The sequence below is a fragment of the Acinetobacter sp. KH_038 genome, assembly GCF_057839405.1.
Map to the genome: position 1 here is coordinate 349060 of NZ_CM174489.1, position 15654 is coordinate 364713.

Consider the following 15654-nt stretch of genomic DNA (forward strand, 5'->3'; position numbering starts at 1 on the left):
GTTGTAAATAGCGGCTATTTTGGGTGGAAAACAAGCACTTTAGTTCAGTCCAGATTTAATGTTTCAACACTAAAACCCAATTCCTTATCAATAAATCTATTTTAAAAAGGATTACTTAGCAGAAAATGATAAAACAAAAAAAAGCACATGCCGATCAAAAGTTGAAGGGCATATGCTTAATCAGGGAATGCAACAGGATTAACTCTGTTCGGTGCGGTTAATATCCAGATAGAACACCCGGGTTAATAGCTCAAGGAATTTGCTGACCGCATAGGATTTGTTGTTTTTACTATAACTGGCATACAGGTCCAAATATGGCAATTCCACGTCCAGCGGACGAATGACGGTATTGTCCATGGTCAGTGGTGCAATATAGCCAGGTAAAATGGTACAGCCCAAACCTATGCCAATCGAGTTGATATTAAATAAAATATTGTCAGCCTTTTGTACAATATTAAATTCAATGCCATTGGTTTTGGCAAAATCCAGAATCGCATGATGCAGGGTAAAAGATTCTTCTGCTGATGGGATAATAAAATCTATACCATTCAATGCTTTAACTGGGATTCTTTCGTATTTGGCCAGTGGGTGATCTTTAGGCAGAATAAAGATCAAAGGCTCACGAATCACGAACTGGCTTTCGATTTCATCACTATGAAAATTATGGCGGGTAAAGGTTAGATCCAGATCGCCTTTTTTGAGCAGGCGCATTTGCTCATTATTGTTCAGGCTGAGCAGTTCAATTTTTAAATCCGGATTTTGCACGCGCAGATTCGGCAAAATATAGGGGAAAATTTTCATTTCTGCGACCGGTACAAAACCAATGCGCAGCATCTGCTGCTTGGCTTGTGAGACCTGACGTGCCATGGCGATGGCTTTGTCGGCCTGTGCCAGGGTCAGCCGGGCCTGTTCCAGAAATACCGCGCCTTCTTCAGTCAGCTCTACTTTACGTTTGGTACGGTTAAGCAACTTCACGCCGACATCTTCTTCCAAATCTTTGATTTGCTGACTGAGCGAGGGTTGTGCAGTAAAAAGTTTAAGCGCTGCCTTGCTGAAGTTAAGCTCTTCAGCAACAGTAATAAAGTAACGAAGATGTCGTAATTCCATATAACCAGCCTAATGAGTAATCCAAAAAATGTCTTACTATAATTTCACAGAAGTATAATCTATAAACAACTATGTCGTGAAGGTTATTTTGCTATTTAGAAAGTAAATGCGCTGGAGGTATGTATTAATGTTTTAATACAAAAAATAAGTGTCCAGAATAATTGTTTAAAGGTCTTAATTAAAACAAAAAAAATATTTCCCCAAAATCGTTCCAAAATCCATTATCCATTCGAATTGAGTCTATTTACTTTGTGCCTTGATGGGTCACAGGAGAGCTTTTCATGAGTGGAAAAATTGATGTGCGTGAAATCGACGCTTTAGTCGATGCACAAAATGGGCGTATCACTCCATCTATCTATACAGATCCAGATATTTACGAATTAGAACTTGAACGCGTTTTTGGCCGTACTTGGTTATTCCTTTGTCATGAAAGCCAGATTCCAAAAGCGGGTGACTTCTTCAACACCTATATGGGTGAAGATCCGATCATCGTGGCACGCCAAAAAGATGGCTCAATCAAAGCATTCTTAAACCAGTGCCGTCACCGTTCGATGCGTGTCAGTTTCGCAGACTGTGGTAATACCCGTGCGTTTACTTGCCCATACCACGGCTGGTCATACGGTATTGACGGTTCACTGAAAGACATCCCGCTTGAAGAGCGTGCTTTCCCGCAGGGTGCGTGTAAAGAGCAATGGGGTCTGGTTGAAGTTAACCGTGTTGAATCTTACAAAGGTTTAATCTTCGGATGCTGGGATGAAACAACACCAGATCTTAAAGAATACATGGGTGATATCGCCTGGTACCTAGATGGTGTTTTAGATCGTCGTCCAGGTGGTACAGAAATCATCGGTGGTGTACACAAGTGGGAAATCGAGTGTAACTGGAAATTTGCAGCTGAACAGTTCGCATCTGACCAATACCACGCGTTGTTCTCTCACGCTTCTGCAATTCAAGTGCTTGGCGCGAAACCAGACGATGAATCTTCGAAGAAATTAGGTGCTGCACAAACCGCGCGTCCGGTATGGGAAACTGCGAAAGATGCAATCCAATACGGTTCACGTGGTCACGGTTCAGGCTTCTTCTTCACAGAAAAACCAGATGCAAACGTATGGGTTGATGGTGAAGTTGCTAACTACTTCCGCGAAACTTACGAAGAAGTGAAAGAACGTCTGGGCGATATCCGTGCGTTACGTCTTGCCGGTCATAACACCATGTTCCCGACATTGTCCTGGTTGAATGGTACTGCAACACTTCGCGTATGGCACCCACGTGGTCCAAACAAAACTGAAGTGTGGGCATTCTGTATTGCGGATGCTGAAGCGTCGCAAGAAGTCAAAGAAGCATTTGAACGCTCTGCAACACGTGCCTTCGGTCCAGCCGGTTTCCTGGAGCAAGATGACTCTGAGAACTGGATTGAGATCCAAAAAGTTCTTCGTGGTTACAAAGCACGTAAAAATGCACTCATTATGGAAATGGGTAAAGGTAACGAGAAAGTACGTGAAGATGGTATCCCAGGGATCACCAACTACATCTTCTCTGAAACTGCAGCACGTGGTATGTACCGCCGTTGGGCAGATTTATTGATCCATGAAAAATGGGAAGACGTGGAAAAAGCGGCTGACGAATACGAGAAGGAGCTTATGAAATGAGTCAAGTGAGTTTAGAACTTCATCATCAAATTAGTCAGTTCCTGTATCGCGAAGCAAAATTGCTGGACGACTGGAAATTCCGCGATTGGTTAGATACGTTAAGCGAAGATATTTCTTATACGCTACGTACCACGCCAAACGCACAAACTCGTGACCGTCGTCGTTCGGTTGAACCACCAACGACTTGGGTGTTCAACGACACGAAAGATCTTTTAGAGCGTCGTGTTGCTCGTCTTGAAACTGGTATGGCCTGGGCTGAAGAGCCTCCATCACGTACCACTCACATGGTGAGCAACGTGATCGTAGAAGCAACTGAAGTTGAAGGCGAATACGACGTGTATGTAACTTACTTGTTATACCGTACGCAAAAAGAGAAAGACGTGGTGATTTACTGTGGTAAACGTCATGACAAGATCCGTAAAGTTGAAGGCGGCTTAGGCTTCCAGATCTTCAACCGTAAGATCACCCTTGATCAAGTGACCTATAGCTCACACAACCTGAGTGTATTCTTCTAATGAATAAGATTTTTGTTTGCCAAGTTGACGAATTAGACGAAGGCGAAGCGCTAAAAGTAGATTGCGGTGTCAATGGTATTGATGCGCTGGCCGTCTTCAACAACGGTGGCGAATTCTTCGCAATGAACGACCGTTGTTCACATGGTAATGCGTCTATGTCTGAAGGTTATCTTGAAGACGACGGTACCGTGGAATGCCCACTTCATGCTGCACGTTTCTGTTTGAAAACCGGCGAAGCACTTTGCTTGCCGGCAACTGATCCAATTCAAACATTCCCGGTAGTGGTTGAAGACGGCGCATTATATGTAGAGATGGCAGGAGAGTAATCATGGGTTGGCTACAAGGCGAAGTTGCACTGATCACTGGTGGTGGTTCAGGTTTAGGTTGGGCTTTGGTTGAGCGTTTCTTGGAAGAAGGTGCACAAGTTGCAGTTCTTCAGCGCTCACAAGAGAAAGTCGATGCTTTAAATGAACACTTCGGTGGCCGCGTGCTGGCAATCGCTGGTGATGTAGCCAGCTATGCAGATAACGTTCGTGCAGTGAATGCCACTGTAGAACGTTTCGGCAAACTTGACTGCTTCGTCGGCAATGCCGGGATCTGGGATCATTATGCTGATATCGTCAATACATCAGGTGAGCAGCTGGAAAAAGCCTTTGACGAGATTATGGCAATTAATACCAAATCTCTGATCCTCGGCGCGAAGGCTGCACTGGATGCATTGATCGCTTCTGAAGGTTCTATCATATTTACTTTGTCTAATTCAGCACTGTACTCTGCTGGTGGAGGCCCTGTATATACTGCCTCTAAGCATGCCGGTGTCGGGATTATGAAAGAATTGGCCTATGAGCTTGCGCCTAAAGTACGAGTGAATGCTGTTGCACCCTCAGGTATGAATGTGAATATCAAAGGCGCGGCGTCGCTCGGTCAGGAAAATCTTGGCCTGCTCGATGCACGTGATCCTGAGAAAATCGCACGTGGTATGCCACTGAACTTCTTGCCTGAACCGGAAGAAATGGCCGGTTCATACGTGCTGTTGGCATCTCGTCAAAATAACCGGCCTTTGACTGGTGTTCTGATCAATGCAGAATGTGGTCTGGGGATTCGCGGTTTACGTCAACCACGTGCCGGTTTCTTTGACGAATAAAATTCTTTGCTTTTGGTTTCTGAAAAATGATTCACATGCTGCAAACCGCTTTCCCTTGAGGAGCAGTGTTCCTTCTCTTGATACAACCGGAGAATCCTGACTTTAAGCAGGCAGGGCATAAAGGTTGAAGCAGCGTGTGAATATTTCCAGGATCGAACTTCCTTTCAAGGAGTCTCTCATGGCCGTTAAACTTATTTGTGCATCGCACAGTCCTTTAATGGAATTTGCTTCACCTCAGGAAAAGCGTAAAGAACAGGTGGTTCGTGATGCTTTTATCAAACTTGCGGCTGAAGTGGAAGCGTACGACCCGACCCTGATCATTACCTTTGGTCCTGACCATTTTAATGGTTTCTTCTATGACCTGATGCCAAGTTTCTGTGTCGGCATTCGTGCCAAAGCCGCCGGCGACTGGGATTATGGTAAAGACAATGACCACATTGATGTTCCTGAAGATAAAGCGCTAGCGCTGGTTCGACGTGTGCTGGATGAAGGTGTTGACGTTGCATATTCATATCGTATGCAGGCGGATCATGGGGTGACTCAGCCATTACATTTCTTATGTCATGGCAAGCTGGATCGTTATCCAACCATTCCGATTTTTATTAATGGCGCTGCAGCCCCAATGCCAACCACCAAGCGTACCGTTGCCTTGGGTCGTGCTGTCGGTCAGTACATCAAATCATTAAACCTTGAAAATGAGCGTGTGCTCATTCTCGGTACCGGTGGTCTGTCGCATGATCCACCAACACCACAAATGGGTGCCGTTCCTCCTGAAGTGGAAGAATTCCTGATTGCAGGTCGTAACCCGACGATTGAGGCACGTAATAACCGTCAGGCAAAAGTGATTGCTGTAGGTCAAAAATTGGCAGCAGGGGATACCTCGGTTGCAGTTCCGCTCAGTCCTGAGTGGGATCGCGCACTGCTTGAGACCTTCGCCAAAGCAGACTTTAAGAGCATTGAAGCCATGACTGAAGCTGAAATTCGTCGTGATGGCGGTCGTGGTGGTCAGGAAGTCCGTTCATGGATGGCGGCATTTGCAGCCTTGAGTGAAATGGGCGAATACGAGATGACAACACACTGCTATGAAGATATCAGTGAATGGATTGCCGGTTTCGGCATCGTATCTGCAGAGTTAAAAGGTTAATTTACATGAGCAACATCGAAACCATCGTGATTGTAGGTGCCGGTCAGGCAGGTGCAAGCGCGATTTTAGAACTTCGTGCAAACAAGTACGAAGGTAAAATCATTCTGATTGGTGATGAAACGCATCTTCCTTATGAGCGTCCACCCCTCTCCAAAGACGTGATTCTAAAACCTGAAGAAACCAAGATTGAAATTCTGTCCGAACAGAAACTGGCTGATCTTGGCGTGACAACGATTCGTGGCAATGGCGTGACTCAAATCAACGCGGCTGCGAAAACGGTCGAGCTTCAAAATGGTGACCTTGTTGCTTATGACAAATTACTGCTCGCAACAGGCGGTGCAGCGCGCCGTTTGCCAAATTTTGATGCATTGGGTAAACACGTTTATACCTTGCGTAATCTTGAAGATTCACAAGCGCTGGTTCCGGTCCTGCAAGCGGGTCAACGTATCCTGCTGATCGGTGGTGGCGTGATCGGTCTTGAACTGGCATCTTCTGCGCGTTACAAAGACTGTCAGGTAACTGTGATTGAGCAGGGGCCAATGGTGATGGGTCGTTGTTCACCACAGATCCTGAGTGAATTCCTGCTTGAGCAACACCGTCTGGCAGGCGTAGATGTTCGCTTGAATACCAAAATTACAGACTGCCGTCTGGACGCTGAAGAAGTTGTAGTGACTTTAGGCGATGGCGAAGAATTACGTGCTGATGCTGTGGTTTACGGGATCGGCATCGTACCCAATGCCCAGCTTGCAGTGGCAGCCGGTTTGGACACTGATCTTGCGATCAAGGTCAATGAAAACTGCCAGACATCAAATGCCGATATTTATGCGGCCGGTGATGTCGCTACCCAGCTTCGTGCCGATGGTGAATTCCGCCGGGTTGAAACTTGGGAAAATGCCAATCTTCAGGCGGGGATCTTTGCTCGTCATGTCATGGGTGTTGAACATCCGAAAGCCAATCCGGCCTGGTTCTGGACCGATCAGCTCAATATCAACTTCCAGTTCGTCGGTGATATGGCAGCAGCTCAATGGCTGGTTCGCGGTGACATGGATGCAGCCAAAGCTGCAGACAATTCATTCGTGATGTATGGCGTGACAGATGGTCAAATCGTTGGCGGAATTACCGTAAATGCTGCCAAAGAAATGCGTCATCTGAAAAAAATGATCAGTAAAAATACCGCTTTTGAGGCTGAAAAACATCTGGATCTGGCACAAGACTTACGCAAAATTGCTTAAGTTATATTGAGATATCTTGGAACAGGCCTATGTTTTGCATAGGTCTGTTTTTTTATGTCTTTGCCTTCATTGCCATGACCTCATGTGTCATTGTGATTTAATATATTTTCGTATAGGTGATTCTTACTTTTCAGAGATGAAAAGTAACAAAAATCTTCTGTGATGCTGAGGGGGTATCCTTATCCCCCAGCACCACAGGCGGCATCCATGCCGCCATCAGTGTTGTTGATTGCGGATTTGAACATAAATTTGGTTCGCTTCTTTTTGGTAAATTTTAATTGAGCAGTTTATGAGTTCAAATTCATCTTCCATGATGGTCACGGCAAGTATTTACGCTTTACTGGTGCTGATCTGGGCCGCCACGCCGCTTGCGATTGTCTGGAGCGTGGCCGAGATTCACCCGATGTGGGTGCTGATCATCCGTTATTTCGGTGCTTCAATAATTGCACTGTTCCTGCTGAAAATCATGCGTGATCCTTTGCCTTTTGACAGCACCTCAATGAAAAGCTATCTGGCAGGCAGTCTGAATTTAATCGGTGCACAGCTGTTTATTTACCTGGCGGCCAATTATCTGACCTCAGGCCTGATGGCACTGATTTTCGGTTTTTCACCGCTGATTGCGGGTTTGATCGGGCATGTCATTTTAAAAACCCATAAGCTGGTCGGATTGCAATGGCTCGGCATGGCTGTTGCTGTAGCGGGCCTATGTTTTGTCTTTGCCGATTCGACCAACACTAAGGTGAATCCTTGGGGTGTGGTGCTGATGCTGATCAGTATGGTGTCTTATATCAGTTCCATTTTCTGGGTCAAACAGATTAATGCATCTTTAAGCCCGATGTCACAAGCCACTGGTTCATTGCTGGTATCAGCCACTGGTTCACTCCTGTTGTTGCCGTTTATCTGGCAGCATATGCCGACCCAGTTGCCTGGCACACAGGCGCTGATCGGTTTTGTCTTTACCATGATCATGTCCTCAATTGTGGCCATGCTGTGTTACTTCTGGCTGATTCGCCGTTTAAATGCTTCCACGGTATCTTTGAGTAATGTCATGACCCCGGTCATTGCACTGCTACTCGGTGCAACTCTGAATAATGAAATCATCAGCAGTCATGCTTTTGCCGGAATTGCCGTCGTCATGTTCGGGATCGTGATGTATTTCTGGAAGGAATGGCGCCAGCAATACTTTTCCAGGTGCTAGATCCGTACAGAATCAAAAGGGCGAAAGCCCTTTTTTTATACTTTAAATTTTTTGGATGGATAAATCTTGCTGATATATCCGCTACCGAAATTTGAATCAGGCTGATTCAGAGGCATGGCTCAAGGCGACAAGGATTGAACTATGATTCGCTGCCTGAGTGATGGTGCAACTGTAGAAGCTCGGATCAAAACATGAGCTCATGAAGACCAAGGCTTTGGCCAGAATGCGGTAGCGTGAATCTGGCTATCGTTTTTGCTTTTGGACAGCAGCACAGGCTCAGGATTTTTCCAGACCATCCAAGGGTGCAGCAAGCCACAAGACAGATAAAATGTCATTTTTTTGCTAAAATAACAAAAACATACATGATTATCTGTAATGGATTTCATACTATACTCAAGTGTGCCTGTTTTAGTTTGTATGCTAATTAAAAGATGCATCGCCTGACCATTTCAAGCGGTTGCTGTCTTGCATATAGCGAATAATAAATAGTGGATATTTATGCAAGATCTTCTCAAAACTAAAAAATTCCAGTTAACCACGGAGTCCAGTTGGAAACATCTCTGGTCTAAACCAGTATTTGAGTATCTGCATTCAGATCATTTCGATGGACAACAGTTTCGTAATCTTGAGCATCCTGTTCAGGCACGCAGCCGCTTTGATTTATATAAATGGCTCATTACCCGTAAGTCCAAAACCTGGAATGTGAATCTTGACCAGGAACGTGCCGAGTTTTTTTCTCGTCCGCGCGCATTGCCGCAGCAGCGTCCAGATGCACCTCTGGATGACTGGCAAATCTGGTTTATTGGCCATGCGACAACGCTCATCCAGATTGGACCTTATAATTTCCTCACCGATCCGGTCTGGGCTGAATATGCCAGCCCTTCGGCTTCTACTGGCCCGCAGCGGGTGATTCCGGCCGGTATTGCCCTGGATGAGTTGCCTCATATTGATGCGGTTCTACTGAGCCATAATCACTATGATCATATGGATCTGGCCAGTCTGGAATGGTTGCATAGCACTTTTCAGATGCCAATTTATACCGGTCTGGGCAATGCCTGGTATTTGCCAGAGAACTATACCGTGCATGAAATGGACTGGTGGGAAAATGCATTTTTTGAAGAGATCCGCATTGTCTATACCCCGGCGCAGCATGCTTCAGGTCGTGGCATGCGGGATCAGAATTGTGCCTTGTGGGGCGGCTTTTCGCTCTTGTATGGCAAGGAACATTGTTTCTTTGCAGGAGATAGCGGTTATGCCTCGCATTTTAAAGAAGTTCGCAAACGTCTGGGTGCCCCGCGAATTGCCTTACTGCCGATCGGTGCCTATGAGCCGCGTGAACTGATGCGTGCGATTCATATGAATCCGGAAGATGCATTTCATGCGCATCAGGACTTGCAGGCCAAATGTTCACTGGCAATTCATTACCGGACCTTTCAGCTCACTGACGAAGACCGGGATGCACCGGAACATGAATTGCATGAAATTATCAAACATTCTTCCAAGCTGATTAATCCGTTTTACTGTGTACGTGAAGGCAAACGGATTATTGTCTAAGAATTTGCTGCTCCTGTTGAATCAGTTGTATAGCAAGCACAGAAAGCGTCAACATGGCGATATTCATCACCACAGGATTGAAGGCTGCGCCAAGTTGTAAGGGAGCAGTAATTGCAATCAATAGCAGTAATCCTGCAAGACCTGTGATATTCAAGCCATGCAGTAGCATTGATCTGTTCCATTTCAGAAAGCATAAACCAAACAGCATTTCAGCTATGCCAGAACATCCAACCAGGACTTTGGCCAGTGCCAGTTCAACGCCCAGGTTTTGCCAGATCAGGATCTCAGCAGGCGACTGAAACATTATTTTGGGAATCAGTCCTTGATAGAGCCAGAGCATTGCCAAGGTCAGTTGAATGGTACGAAGCACTTGAGTAAAGACCGGCTTAGGATTCACGAATAGCATGTTCCAGAAAATGCTGTTTATTTTCGCTGGATGGAATCAGACAATCATTGGTTTTACCAAACAGCTGATAGCGGTTTAACGCGACCCGACGATACAGAAAATCGCGGATCAAGCGCGGAATGCAATATCCGGCAGCCATTAAATTAAACGGAAAACCGAGATGCTGCAGCACCTGCAGTAATGCCGTCGATTCGGTATAAAGGGTGCCATCTTGAATGACCAGCATGCTGGTATAATATTCAGTGGACATCTGATAATGCTCGAGCAGGGCAACACCTAAAGGAGATTGGGCAGAGACCAGTTTAAACTGTATCTTTTTATCGTATTGAATCAAGAAACGTGCCCAGCCAGTACAGATCACACATACCGCATCAAATACAATGATATCGTGTTGTTGAATGATCTCTTTAATATCTTTGCCCATCGTTCTATTTTTTCTGGTGACATGTTATTGGTATATTGCTTGATGTCGCACTAAAAAACCACCCGAAGGTGGTTTTTTTATATCTCGTTCATGTAGCTTAAAGCAAGCTAGGCAAGCCTTTGGCCGGATCGGTTTCACGTGCCGCCTGAGCATCTGCTACCGTCATGCCGAGTGCCTGTGCTACACCTTCACCATAGGCTGGATCGCAGGCATAGCAGTTACGGATATGACGGTACTTGATGAAATCAAGTGCATCGCCCATCGCGCCCGCGGTGTTATTAAACAGCGCCTGTTTCTGCTGATCATTCATCAGGTTAAACAGGGCACGCGGCTGGCTAAAGTAATCATTGTCATCTTCACGATAATCCCAGAAATCGGCAGCCCCAGTGATTTTAAGCGGAGGCTCTCTGAATTCCGGCTGTTCCTGCCACTGGCTGAAACTGTTCGGTTCATAGTGCGGCAAGGCACCATAGTTGCCATCCATACGGCCCTGGCCATCACGGCGGTTCGAATGTACAGGACAACGTGCAGCATTGACCGGAACCTGTGAATGATTCACCCCGACACGGTAACGTGCTGCATCGGCATAGTTGACCAGACGGGCCTGTAGCATACGGTCTGGTGAATAGCTGATTCCCGGTACCAGATTGCTTGGTGCAAAGGCCGCCTGTTCTACATCCTGGAAGTAGTTTTCCGGATTGCGGTTCAGTTCAAATTCACCAACTTCAATCAGCGGATAATCTCCCTTCGGCCAGACTTTGGTCAGGTCAAACGGGTGATAAGGAACTGTTTCGGCTTCCAGTTCCGGCATGATCTGCACGTACATTTTCCATTTTGGATAGTCGCCACGTTCGATGGCATCAAACAGGTCGGTCTGGCTGCTTTCACGGTCTTTGGCAATCAGTGCTTCAGCTTCGGCATCGGTCAGGTTCTTGATGCCTTGCTGGGTACGCATATGGAATTTCACCCAGAAGCGTTGATTATTGGCATTGATAAAACTGAAAGTATGGCTGCCGAAGCCATGCATATGACGGTAACCATCTGGAATACCACGATCCGACATCACAATCGTCACCTGATGCAATGCTTCAGGCAGTAGCGTCCAGAAATCCCAGTTATTGGTGGCACTGCGTTTATTGGTTTTCGGGTCGCGTTTTACGGCTTTGTTCAGATCCGGAAACTTGCGCGCATCACGCAGGAAAAATACCGGAGTATTGTTGCCGACCAAATCCCAGTTACCTTCTTCGGTATAGAATTTCAGGGCAAAGCCACGAATATCGCGTTCTGCATCGGCAGCACCACGTTCACCGGCGACGGTCGAAAAACGGGCAAACATTTCGGTTTGCTTACCCACTTCCGAGAAAATCTTCGCACGGGTGTATTGGGTAATATCGTTGGTCACGGTAAAAGTACCGAAAGCACCTGAACCTTTGGCGTGCATACGACGCTCTGGAATCACTTCACGAACAAAATTGGCCAGTTTCTCATTTAGCCATAAATCCTGGGCAAGTAAAGGTCCACGGGCACCTGCCGTCATACTGTTCTGGTTGTCGACCACAGGCGCACCGGCCTCAGTGGTCAGGTGGGTGACAGGACATTTTTTAAAATCTTGGCTCATCTTTCCTCTCCAAGTTTTGAGTATCTTGTAACGTTATTTCAGGATTAAAAATTAATATCTTCAGCTACGGAAATAACGGTTAACCCCATTTTCAGTATCTCTGAATAAAGCGTGCTATAGCGCAGGGCCAGATTCATACAATAGACGTAATTTATGTAACCTATAAGAATATTTTAAAAGTTAATAAAGATAAGATAATGAAAATTAGTTGTTATATTTGAAAGTAGAGTATTTATCCGAATCTTACAATGTCAAATTATATATATCTGTTGAATTTTAAAAGCATGACATTGGCTGAAAAAAATGGAGCAAATTGCTGTGAAGTCCTCATTTTTAAAGCATAAAAACTGGGAATGATATTTAAATATTTAAGTTTAATTGATAAGTCTTTTATTTTTAATATTTTTTTAAATGGGAATGGTCTTAGATAAAAACATTAGTAACAGGGATCTAAGCAATAAAAACCTGTTTTCAATAGCATGAGAAGTTTGAAATAAAAAGCCCAGCATCAACATGGGATTTATTTATAAAAATGCACTGGCAGATGTGCTTGAAAATTGCACAAAAAACCCTATTATTACAGTACCTATTTATTCAGTAGGAACTCACTGCGATACATTGAAAAGGTGAAGAGCAAAATGGCCAAGAAAAAAGCAGTCGTTGATGTGGTGATCCATAATTTTGTGGCAAAACACATGCATGAAGTCAACAAAAGCCAGGTGTTTGTAGATCGGAAGAAAAATGCGAAACGTGGCTATAACAAGCACAGACAAGGGCGATATTCCATGGAAGATCGCCCTTTTTTAATGGCTGCTTAAGGCTTGAATGGTGGCTGCGGATGTCGAGAGGGCTGTTTGGGATTGGTTCGTAGCGGAGAAACCGGGGCAACAGGGCGGCTGCTACGATTTTGCGTATTGTGAGTGGAGCGCCGCGATGAGTTTGCTGGCTCATCTCGTATAAAATCATTGAATAATTTATTCAGTCTTCCCTGATTTGGCTGTCCATAATGTGCAGGTTGAGGTTCAGTTCTGGATTGCTGGAAACTGGCAAAGTGATCTTTTTGCTGACGATAGAGTTTGGCCGCAATCACAGAGGGATCATTCCTGCCCAAACGCCGTCGTTGTGATGCCGAGATTTCAATGCCCAATAGCGGGGACATCTTGGGACGATCAGTATGAGCAGTAGCCCGGCTGCTACTGGCGCGTGGGTGAGATGAGCCGGAATATGGTCTGTCTTTCCGGGCACGTAGGGCAGGTGCGATAATCACCACATAAAGCACCGCAACTATCATAAACAGGATAATCAGAAATTCCATAACCACCTCCACATTCGTCGAGGGACTGGAAAAAGTCCCGGATTAGGCACTCATCATACGTGTTGCTGATTTCACCATATCACCTAAACCATGAGTTCTGAAATAATATTCCAGCCAGCTTTTTACCATGAGCGGATTATCCATCTTTAACACATGTTCCAGCAGTTCCTGTGCATCGCTCATTGGCACATGACAAATGGTTTTGCGTACCCGTAAAATATTACTTGAACTCATCGACAGGGTATCGAAACCCATGGCCATGAGTAATACCGCAGACAGCGGATCACCGGCCATTTCACCGCAGATGCTGACCGGTTTCTGATTGCGATGACAATCCTGTACCAGACGGGTCAATGCGCGTAAAACTGCAGGATGTAAATGTGAATAGACATTGGCTACACGCGGGTTATTACGGTCCACCGCCAAAAGATACTGGGTCAGGTCATTCGAGCCGACCGAGAAGAAATCGACCAGTTCCGAAAATTCATCAACCTGATGCAGCACACTCGGTACTTCGACCATGATGCCGAGTTTCGGCTTGTTGATTTTGACCTGTTCTTCTTCCTGAATCGCGCCATGATCGCGCTCCAGCAAGTACAATGCTTCTTCTACTTCACTGACACTGGTCACCATCGGCAGTAAAATATGCAGGTTGTTCAGTCCAATACTGGCCTTGAGCATGGCCCGGATTTGTGCGGAGAAAATTTCCGGATGATCCAGGGTGAAACGAATACCGCGCCAGCCAAGTGCCGAATTTTCTTCTTCAATCGAGAAATATGGCAGGTCTTTGTCTGCACCGATATCCAGGGTGCGCATCACCACCGGTTTATTGGCAAAATGACTCAATTGCTGACGATAAATGGCACGTTGTTCCTCCTCCCCTGGAAAGCGGTCACGTAACATAAATGGAATTTCAGAGCGGTATAAGCCCACGCCTTTGGCACCGCGCTGTACCCCACGCACCACATCGATCATCAGGCCGGTATTTACAAACAGCGGCACGGCAATACCGTCCGGGGTCAGCGCATCCTTGGTTTCATACTGGCGCAGGTCTTTGGCAAGCAGTTCTTCTTCTTTCTGAATTTCTTTATAGCGACTGCGCAAACGGCGTGGCGGATTGATAAAGATCCGGCCCTGATGCGCATCAACGATCATTTCCACATCATCGAGGGTGTTGATAGGAAGTTCAGTCACACCGACCACGGTAGGAATGCCAAGAGCGCGCGCCACAATCACCATATGCGAGTTCATCGCACCTTCGGTGGTGACAATCGCGGCAATTTTATCGACTGGCAGTTCCACTAGGGCGGCAGTCGAAATTTCCTCCCCGATCAGAATGCTTTCATCGGTCAATTCACGGTGACTGGCATCAGCTTCCTGTAAGCGTGCCAGAATACGCCGGCCCAGATCTTTGAGGTCTGCAACCCGTTCACGTAAATAATCATCTTCCATCTGGGCAAACTGTGCCACATGATTGTCAATCACGATGCGCACCGCACCCTGCGCCCAGTGACCCTCACGAATAAAGGCCTTGATTTCTGCCGGCAGGGCATTTTCATCCAGCATGCGCAAGAACACGCTAAACAATGCGCGCTCCTCAGCCATCAGTGCATCCTGCATCTTGTCATCTAGTGACTGGATTTCCTCACGGACTGAATTGAGTGCGCTGTCTAATAACTGCAATTCTTCGCTGATATCATCCGCTTCCCGGTCAGGTACGGCGGCCAGATCTGCTGGCGGGTAGAGAATCACTGCACGGCCCAGAGCAATCCCTCCTGAACCGGATACTCCCTGAAAGGTTTTATAAGCGGGCAGGTTGCTCGGCTTACGGAAGACATCTATATTGCCCACCGCATGGGCATGGGCAATCACGCCAGAGAGCTGTGCACAGAGGGTTACCAGAAATGACTCGGCCGCTTCAGAAAAATCCTGGGATTCTTTATTCTGAACCACCAGCACTCCCATGACCTTGCGGCGGTACATCACCGGAACGCCCAGAAAAGAGTTATAAAGCTCTTCACCGGTTTCAGGCAGGAACAGGAAGCGTTCATGTTTCGGGGCATTGTCCAGATTGACAATTTCTTCACGCTGACCAACCAGTCCGACCAGACCTTCACCCGTCTGCAAGGAAACATGGCCTACCGACTCGGCATTCAGACCCTTTGACGCCATCAGCAGATAGCGCTGGTTACGTTCATCCAGGAGATAGATGGAGCAGACGTCGACATGCATGGCTTCCGCCACATGTTTGACCATGATGTCGAGCGATTCATGCAAACTGGTAGACGCATTGATCTCTTGAACAATACGTCTCAAAGTGTCCAGTTGCATATTCGACATAAGGTCTG

Annotated in this window: 15 protein-coding genes; 9 read left to right on the forward strand and 6 right to left on the reverse strand. The window is 46.3% G+C overall.

All coding sequences use genetic code 11. From position 1 onward, the window contains the following. Positions 1-198: 198 nt before the first annotated feature. Positions 199-1107 (reverse strand): DNA-binding transcriptional regulator HcaR, encoded by a 909-nt coding sequence (gene hcaR / locus AC3IT7_RS01595; RefSeq protein ID WP_489249162.1) that lies wholly within the window; start codon positions 1105-1107, stop codon positions 199-201. A gap of 281 nt (positions 1108-1388) precedes the next feature. Between hcaR and hcaE the strand changes: the two genes are divergently transcribed. From hcaE to AC3IT7_RS01635, 8 genes are all read left to right on the forward strand, one after another. Beyond that, entirely contained in the window at positions 1389-2756 is a 1368-nt protein-coding gene (gene hcaE / locus AC3IT7_RS01600; RefSeq protein WP_489249163.1) for a 3-phenylpropionate/cinnamic acid dioxygenase subunit alpha, read from the forward strand. Then, on the forward strand, positions 2753-3271 hold the full coding sequence (gene hcaF, locus AC3IT7_RS01605) for a 3-phenylpropionate/cinnamic acid dioxygenase subunit beta (protein WP_475654413.1): 519 nt from the start codon (positions 2753-2755) through the stop codon (positions 3269-3271). Before hcaE ends, hcaF begins: the two co-directional genes overlap by 4 nt. Continuing rightward, positions 3271-3597, forward strand: a complete 327-nt coding sequence (gene hcaC, locus AC3IT7_RS01610) for a 3-phenylpropionate/cinnamic acid dioxygenase ferredoxin subunit (protein ID WP_005095433.1) — start codon at positions 3271-3273, stop codon at positions 3595-3597. Before hcaF ends, hcaC begins: the two co-directional genes overlap by 1 nt. A gap of 2 nt (positions 3598-3599) precedes the next feature. After that, positions 3600-4415, forward strand: a complete 816-nt coding sequence (gene hcaB / locus AC3IT7_RS01615; RefSeq protein WP_489249164.1) for a 3-phenylpropionate-dihydrodiol/cinnamic acid-dihydrodiol dehydrogenase — start codon at positions 3600-3602, stop codon at positions 4413-4415. A gap of 178 nt (positions 4416-4593) precedes the next feature. Continuing rightward, on the forward strand, positions 4594-5559 hold the full coding sequence (locus AC3IT7_RS01620; protein ID WP_489249165.1) for a 3-carboxyethylcatechol 2,3-dioxygenase: 966 nt from the start codon (positions 4594-4596) through the stop codon (positions 5557-5559). Positions 5560-5564: 5 nt separating this feature from the next. Next, a complete protein-coding gene (gene hcaD / locus AC3IT7_RS01625; protein WP_489249166.1) occupies positions 5565-6791 on the forward strand; it encodes a 3-phenylpropionate/cinnamic acid dioxygenase ferredoxin--NAD(+) reductase subunit in 1227 nt (408 codons plus the stop codon). 289 nt (positions 6792-7080) lie between these two features. Next, the gene (locus tag AC3IT7_RS01630) at positions 7081-7989 is read left to right on the forward strand and encodes a DMT family transporter (RefSeq protein ID WP_489249167.1); all 909 of its coding nucleotides are present in this window, start codon (positions 7081-7083) and stop codon (positions 7987-7989) included. A gap of 498 nt (positions 7990-8487) precedes the next feature. Then, positions 8488-9543, forward strand: coding sequence for an MBL fold metallo-hydrolase (locus AC3IT7_RS01635; protein ID WP_475654418.1), 1056 nt, complete (start codon positions 8488-8490; stop codon positions 9541-9543). On the opposite strand, the gene AC3IT7_RS01640 is transcribed toward AC3IT7_RS01635, so the two are convergent. The 3 genes from AC3IT7_RS01640 to AC3IT7_RS01650 all read right to left on the reverse strand — a co-directional run bounded on the left by AC3IT7_RS01640 (position 9533) and on the right by AC3IT7_RS01650 (position 11991). Beyond that, a complete protein-coding gene (locus AC3IT7_RS01640; RefSeq protein WP_489249168.1) occupies positions 9533-9949 on the reverse strand; it encodes a DoxX-like family protein in 417 nt (138 codons plus the stop codon). The genes AC3IT7_RS01635 and AC3IT7_RS01640 overlap by 11 nt on opposite strands. Continuing rightward, positions 9930-10373, reverse strand: a complete 444-nt coding sequence (locus tag AC3IT7_RS01645) for a thiol-disulfide oxidoreductase DCC family protein (RefSeq protein ID WP_489249169.1) — start codon at positions 10371-10373, stop codon at positions 9930-9932. Before AC3IT7_RS01645 ends, AC3IT7_RS01640 begins: the two co-directional genes overlap by 20 nt. A 97-nt stretch (positions 10374-10470) precedes the next feature. Next, positions 10471-11991, reverse strand: a complete 1521-nt coding sequence (locus AC3IT7_RS01650; protein WP_489249170.1) for a catalase — start codon at positions 11989-11991, stop codon at positions 10471-10473. Positions 11992-12629: 638 nt separating this feature from the next. Here AC3IT7_RS01650 and AC3IT7_RS01655 point away from each other — a divergent pair. Continuing rightward, positions 12630-12809 carry a DUF7230 family protein gene (locus AC3IT7_RS01655; protein ID WP_475653892.1) on the forward strand — a complete coding sequence of 60 codons (180 nt, stop codon included), beginning with the start codon at positions 12630-12632 and terminating at the stop codon, positions 12807-12809. On the opposite strand, the gene AC3IT7_RS01660 is transcribed toward AC3IT7_RS01655, so the two are convergent. Both AC3IT7_RS01660 and ptsP read right to left on the reverse strand, forming a co-directional pair. Then, positions 12806-13306: a hypothetical protein gene (locus AC3IT7_RS01660; RefSeq protein ID WP_475653893.1), complete on the reverse strand. Its 501-nt coding sequence runs from the start codon at positions 13304-13306 to the stop codon at positions 12806-12808. The genes AC3IT7_RS01655 and AC3IT7_RS01660 overlap by 4 nt on opposite strands. A 42-nt stretch (positions 13307-13348) precedes the next feature. After that, positions 13349-15646 carry a phosphoenolpyruvate--protein phosphotransferase gene (ptsP, locus tag AC3IT7_RS01665; RefSeq protein WP_489249171.1) on the reverse strand — a complete coding sequence of 766 codons (2298 nt, stop codon included), beginning with the start codon at positions 15644-15646 and terminating at the stop codon, positions 13349-13351. Positions 15647-15654: the final 8 nt, after the last annotated feature.